General features: G+C 53.7%; 7 protein-coding genes. 2 read left to right on the plus strand and 5 right to left on the minus strand.

Annotated features, from left to right (window positions below; genetic code table 11):
* Nucleotides 1-30: 30 nt before the first annotated feature.
* Nucleotides 31-1,059 (minus strand): MobQ family relaxase, encoded by a 1,029-nt coding sequence (gene mobQ, locus NWAT_RS15485; protein WP_083781481.1) that lies wholly within the window; start codon nucleotides 1,057-1,059, stop codon nucleotides 31-33.
* A 399-nt stretch (nucleotides 1,060-1,458) separates the two neighbouring features.
* Between mobQ and NWAT_RS15490 the strand changes: the two genes are divergently transcribed.
* Both NWAT_RS15490 and NWAT_RS15495 read left to right on the plus strand, forming a co-directional pair.
* Nucleotides 1,459-1,935 (plus strand): hypothetical protein, encoded by a 477-nt coding sequence (locus tag NWAT_RS15490; RefSeq protein WP_013221949.1) that lies wholly within the window; start codon nucleotides 1,459-1,461, stop codon nucleotides 1,933-1,935.
* Nucleotides 1,936-2,021: 86 nt separating this feature from the next.
* Nucleotides 2,022-2,333 (plus strand): hypothetical protein, encoded by a 312-nt coding sequence (locus NWAT_RS15495; protein ID WP_013221950.1) that lies wholly within the window; start codon nucleotides 2,022-2,024, stop codon nucleotides 2,331-2,333.
* 225 nt (nucleotides 2,334-2,558) lie between these two features.
* Here the strand turns inward: NWAT_RS15495 and NWAT_RS15500 are convergent, their stop codons facing one another.
* The 4 genes from NWAT_RS15500 to NWAT_RS15520 all read right to left on the minus strand — a co-directional run bounded on the left by NWAT_RS15500 (nucleotide 2,559) and on the right by NWAT_RS15520 (nucleotide 5,542).
* Complete coding sequence (locus NWAT_RS15500) at nucleotides 2,559-2,840, minus strand: HigA family addiction module antitoxin (RefSeq protein ID WP_013221951.1); 282 nt, start codon at nucleotides 2,838-2,840, stop codon at nucleotides 2,559-2,561.
* 17 nt (nucleotides 2,841-2,857) lie between these two features.
* The gene (locus NWAT_RS15505) at nucleotides 2,858-3,136 is read right to left on the minus strand and encodes a type II toxin-antitoxin system RelE/ParE family toxin (RefSeq protein ID WP_013221952.1); all 279 of its coding nucleotides are present in this window, start codon (nucleotides 3,134-3,136) and stop codon (nucleotides 2,858-2,860) included.
* 1,048 nt (nucleotides 3,137-4,184) lie between these two features.
* The gene (gene trfA, locus NWAT_RS15515) at nucleotides 4,185-5,066 is read right to left on the minus strand and encodes a plasmid replication initiator TrfA (protein WP_013221953.1); all 882 of its coding nucleotides are present in this window, start codon (nucleotides 5,064-5,066) and stop codon (nucleotides 4,185-4,187) included.
* Nucleotides 5,067-5,101: 35 nt separating this feature from the next.
* Nucleotides 5,102-5,542, minus strand: coding sequence for a MerR family transcriptional regulator (locus NWAT_RS15520; protein ID WP_013221954.1), 441 nt, complete (start codon nucleotides 5,540-5,542; stop codon nucleotides 5,102-5,104).
* Between the last annotated feature and the right edge of the window lie 69 nt (nucleotides 5,543-5,611).

A 5,611-nucleotide genomic window follows, 5' to 3' on the forward strand; every position in this document is an offset into this window, starting at 1 on the left:
AAAAGCTCCATTGCACCGCCATGGACCGCGCTACCGCTCCAGCTCCGGGCCATCATCCCGGCCCCATTCCCGTGCTTGTTTCCGCGCCTTTTCTTGAGCCTGCCGGAACTCCTCCACCAGTGCCGCCCGTCTTTCGGCCTGCGCTTGCTCCTGCGCCGGACTCTCCGGCGGTCCCTGTGGCGGCGCTTCCCAGTTAAAAGCGGGTCCGGCCTGCCGCGCCGGGGTTGGTGGGGGTTGCGGTAGTGTCGGCCTGCGCTGCGCGGCCATGTTTTCCCGAAACTCCGCCACCTTAAGCCGAGACGGGTCTGCCCGTTGCCGGGTCTGTTCAGCGGCAAGGGCTTCTTCCACGGTGGCGCGTTGCTGTTCCAGCCACGACAGCGCCCGATTACCGCGCTCTACCGCCCGGTTGTGATCGCCGGCGCGGGTGGACTGGCCCCGCCGTTCCATGGCCGTGACCGCCGGGCCAAGGTGCCGGGTGGCTTCCCGGAAAATCCCCTGCGCCTGCAAGGTCCGGGAGTCAATCCGGTCTTTGAACCCATGGCGTTCTAATGCTTGGTTGACGCACTGCGCCCAGTTCTCGCGCCATTGAGCCAAGGTGGCTTTATCGTTCCAGCTCTGGGGCTTCTGGGCCTTGAAGCCGTTCCGGGTCAGGGGCCTTGTGGTGAGCAAAATATGGGCGTGAATGTTGCGGCTATCGCCTTTTTCATCCGCGCCGTGAATATCCACCTGCGCCGCCATGCCCCGCCGGATATAGTTTTCCTCAACAAAGCGATGGAGCAAGCTTCGGTTTTGTTCAAGGGTCAGTTCATGGGGCAGGGCCACGATATTTTCACGGGCCACGCGGCTGTCTTTGCGATTCTCGGCCTGCTCGGCGGCGTTCCATAAACGGGCGGACTCTTTGGCCCAGTCCGGGGCGCGGGCCGGGGTCAAAATCGCATGGTCTAAAACGCCGTGGCGGTTCCGGTAGTCGTGGGTTTCCCCGGTGCGCGTGTCCGTAATCTCAAGCCCGGCCCGGTAGGCTGCCGCCGCCGTGGCGCTGCGCCCGGCGCTCCGGCCAATATCCCGATTTTAAAATGATAAATCGCCACCAGCCTTTAACTCTATTCGCGGCCCGCCGCGAACCCAAAGGGGGGTCCTTTCAGGGGGGAAGGTTCCCGGCGGCTGCGCCGCCTTATTGTCGTCCCCGAAGGGGCGGCAATCGCACCATGTTGCTGGCAACATGTAAATGCCCTTAATGGAATTTAAACCCCCGGCTCCACGGTTCGTTTTCGGGCCGCCGTTATTTTTAAGTGAATCGGGGCCGAGTGTAGCCCTCGCCCTTTCCAAGACGCAAGCCCAATACCTCACCTCCAAACACAGGGGCAATTTCCGTGCGCGGGATAGCCAAAAAATATTGACAAGGGGTAAACCGATTCTTTATGGGAAACACTGAAATAACCCGCAACCCAAGAGGATGGATTGAAAGACCCTACTAAATTAAAGCAGAAATTCTGGCAGGCCGTCGAAGCAACTCCCGAAGACCGCCGTGAAGAACTTCTTCAACTTGTACAGACATTCGCGGTAAACGCCAAACAACAACCAGCGCATCCTCTGCCGACCAATCTAAAAGAAATGCGCAAGCTGGGGATAAAACTCTACCCCGAGTTCAAACAGGAGACGGGAAGCACGGATTCAGAAAAATGTCTGCGCCAGAACTGGGGCGAATGGCTCAAAGCATATAATCCAAAGCTGGACCGTGACTATATGAGCCTAGCGGACATAAGGAAGCTTGATCCGCAATTATTAGGAAGACTAAAAAAACAATATAAAACAGATGAATTGCATAAATTTTTACCAAGCCTTCCCTTGGTCAATAAGCAAATAGCTAACAATATGACAGACGATGAAAGGAGAGAAATTGGAAGATTAAATGCCCTATATTACACACACGTATAATTTTTTACTCTACAGGATATTTTCCATCCAAAAACACCGATATTTTTTTCTTGCGGCAAAGTTTTATTTGCCCGTAATCTGAAAGGATGAAAACTTTTTGGACCGACAAGGAAATTGAAAACTTTCTGACGCGAGAAACCCGCACCGTGCAGTTGCCGGAAGGCAGGCGGCGAACCGTAAACTGTTTCCATCTTACATGGCGCCAGCTCGACGGGTTGCTGCATTACAATATCTTTAGCGAAGAATGGTATGCCGATCATGCCGAGAAAATCGCTCAAGAAAGCCGCCGCTTTGACTTCGCGCAGTGTTTCGCCTGGGTGATCGCCTACAGCTTTTCAGATATGAAACTCCTGGCCTATGGCGGGGGCATACCCTCCGCTCGAGCGCCCCTCATCTAATCAAAATATTCAGGCACGTTCAGTCATTTTCCCGCCAGCTATTCGCATTTTTCAGCAAGTAAATTTGCCGCCTTCGGCGACGTTTTTTACTTCCATTTTGAAGTACCGCGCCGCCTTTTGTCATAAGCTCGCGCCATTATTTTCCGGCAACTTCAAACAGGTTTTCGTATTGTCGTTTATCACGCAATCGAAACCTTTCCGGTGGGCTTCATATTTTTCCCTTTTCTAGGCATGTTCAAACCGCTCCACCTGAATATTTTTCTGCTTGGCCTGCGCCAGTGCGTAAGCCGTTTGCATTCTCAGCCAAACATCCGGCGTACCGCCAAACGCTTGGGAAAGCCGAATAGCCATTTCAGCGGAAATCCCCGCCTTACCGTTAATCACATTGCTGAGCGCCTGCCGGGTCACGCCAAGCACTTTAGCCCCTTCCGTCACGGAAAGGCCAAGCGGGTCCAGACAATCCAGCTTCACACAATGGCCGGGATGGGGTGGGTTTTTCATAGACATAGCTATTTCCTTTCAAGCTAGTGGTAATCAATCATTTCAACATCACGGGCTTTGCCGTTTTCAAAACGAAAAATTACGCGCCAATTCCCTGAAATGCTGACACTCCAAAAACCTTTTAAATCCCCTTTAAGGCTATGCAAACGATAACCGGGCAAATCCATATCCTCAATGACAAGCGCTTGCTCCAGCCGCGCTAAAATACGTTCCACCTTATCGACCAAATCAGCCTGTATCTTGCTGCGGTCTGCCCGTTCGTAAAGGCGTTTTAACCTTCGGTCCTTGAAGTTTTCTATCATACCCTATCTGTAAAGCGTCAATAGCCGCTTGTCAAACAAAAACGGTTGTAATGGCGTCCGCTGACGCGGACAAGTGGCGTTTTGCGGGGCGCTCGCCGCCCCCGCACCCCCGGCAGGTATTGATGCCACAGTGATAACCGGATAAGGTCAGCAATGCGGTACAGACTGAGGAGCCCATGACCGCCCACGGTGATAACACCACCTAAGCCCGGCGCTTGCTCACCTCCCTTTCTGGAGCAAGGCCGGGCAAAGGGATGAAAAACCCGACAAGCAAGAAAAACCCCTTTCCCTTGTGTCTGGAAGGGTCCTCAAAAGGCCATATTCGCCCCGTAGGGCTGTTATTGGATGATGACCGCTACCCTTGTAGCGCCTAGCCCCTTAAAACGTCTCTACAAGCTCCCTGTGCGCTCTGAGGGATATTCAAAGGCACTACTCTCTCCCCACGCTTTCCCTGCCAAGCCTTTTTTAGGCTATCGGCCAGCTCTATCTTTCCCCCGTCAAGGGTGGCGGGCGAAAAATCGCGGAGGGTCCGCGTTAGCGGAAACCGCTGTTTTTGGCACCGCCAAGCAAAGCGGCCCTTGGACGGCCTGCTAAAAAATAGCCTGTCATCAGGGGTTCAGGGCTTTTCGCCTGAACCCCTGCCTTCCGGCGAGGAGGGGGGAATTGACCGCGCTAGCGGGCAAGGGGGGCAACGCCCCCGGTCAAAAGGGAACAATTCCGAGCGTGAGCGAGGGCCTTTTGCAAGCGTCAGCGCGCAGCGCCGACAGGCGCGAAGGACGAAGCCCCAAATTGCAAAGTTATCCACAGCCTGACTCGCCCGCGCGGATTAAATATAGATTAAGAAAAGATTAGTGAAAAAACAAAAATCGCGTAAGCGATTGAAAATAAATGGATAATGGGCGGTTTTTTTTGGACCTGCCTACCTCGAACTACGTGCCTGCCTACCTCGAACTACGTGCCTACCTACCTCGAACTACGTGCCTACCTACCTCGAACTACGTGCCTGCCTACCTCGAACTACGTGCCTACCTACCTCTAACACCGTGCGTTATTTTTTACGGGGTTTAGGCTTGCGCAAATGCTTTTGCTGGCTGGCGCTTGGCACGTTCACCACATAGACAAGCCCGTCTCTGATTTCAAAATTACGAATCACGCCCACGGCTTTGAGCTCCTGAAAAGCTTTGACCAAGTTTTGCTTGAACTTCCATAAATCCCTTGTCCGGCTGCCACTCAGCAGGCGTAAAGTTTCCAGTTTCATCGGATACGATTCGGCATGACTGGCGTAAAAACCATGCAACCATAGCGCCAAAGGTTTACGGCGTAACTTCTGGCGTTCCTTCCAATCAATCGCTGTCCACATCCCTGCGCCATATAATTTGACTAATTCAGGATTCAATTTCAGGGTATAGAGTCCGCTAGCCTCATCTCTTACGCCCCCTTCAATCAAAGGACCAAAGTAGGTTTTTCTGTTATGTGTAATTTCAACGACGGCTCCTGCCAATCGCGCAAAAACATCCTTTAGCCACTCATGCATGGGCTTCCCGGCACTACGTCCAAGAGATTTCAAAAAAGCATGAGCCGTAAAATCGCAGCGCGTTCCAAGCGGGTGCTGCCGCGCCAAGTGCAATACTTGCTCCCACACATCCAAATCCGATTGATCCAGTTGCCAGCCTGTAAAGCGAATCTCGATACCGTTTTGAGCCGATAGCACTGCACGTTTAAGCGCTTGCCGATTCTTGCCCTGAATGGCCGCGAACAACGCGCCCCGCAAGGTGGAATTGGGCACACCTCGCGCCGGTTCTGGCCACAGGGGAAGCTGGATAATGTCGGCGCTTTTGGGCTGCTCTGCTGTCTGTTTCCACTGGCGGGCCTTGGCCGCTTCTTCCAAAGATTCAAGGCGGCGCTGCAAGGCGGGATCGTATGTGTCCATGGGCTTATCCTTTCTGCTGATTTCAGTAGGGCCATTTATGCCTTGCCTGTCAATGCTGCCCATGCACGGGCGATTCGGCCCCCTGTCGGCTGCTGGCGGGCTTCCTTTTCCCGCTGATCGGGCAGTAACGCCGTGGCTTGCTGCCGCCACTGGTCCCGGTCAGCTCGTAAATCCTCAATAGTGCTTTCCAGTTGCCGCCGCTCCCGGTCATGTTGTTCCCGCAGCAAGGCCGCTTCCCGCTCTGCCGCGTCAAGCCGCGCCTGTAATGCCCCGTTACCGGGTGTACTTTCTGGTATGCCTGCCGTCACTGTACCGGGTTCTATTTTGGGATAAACCCGGTGCAGTTCTACAGGCTCGATTTCCCATTCTCCTATTTCATTCTTTTTTCCTGAAATACGGCCCTTATCAAGCGCCCGCTTGATAGTTGTTTTGCTCTTTCCTGCTGCTTTTGCAGCTTCTCCAAGGGTATAACTCATAGGGGTTGCGTGTCGTTCCGTTAAGGGTTTCCCTTATCTGTTACCCCTGTACCTCTATCAAGTCAATAA

Source organism: Nitrosococcus watsonii C-113, assembly GCF_000143085.1.
GTDB lineage: Bacteria > Pseudomonadota > Gammaproteobacteria > Nitrosococcales > Nitrosococcaceae > Nitrosococcus > Nitrosococcus watsonii.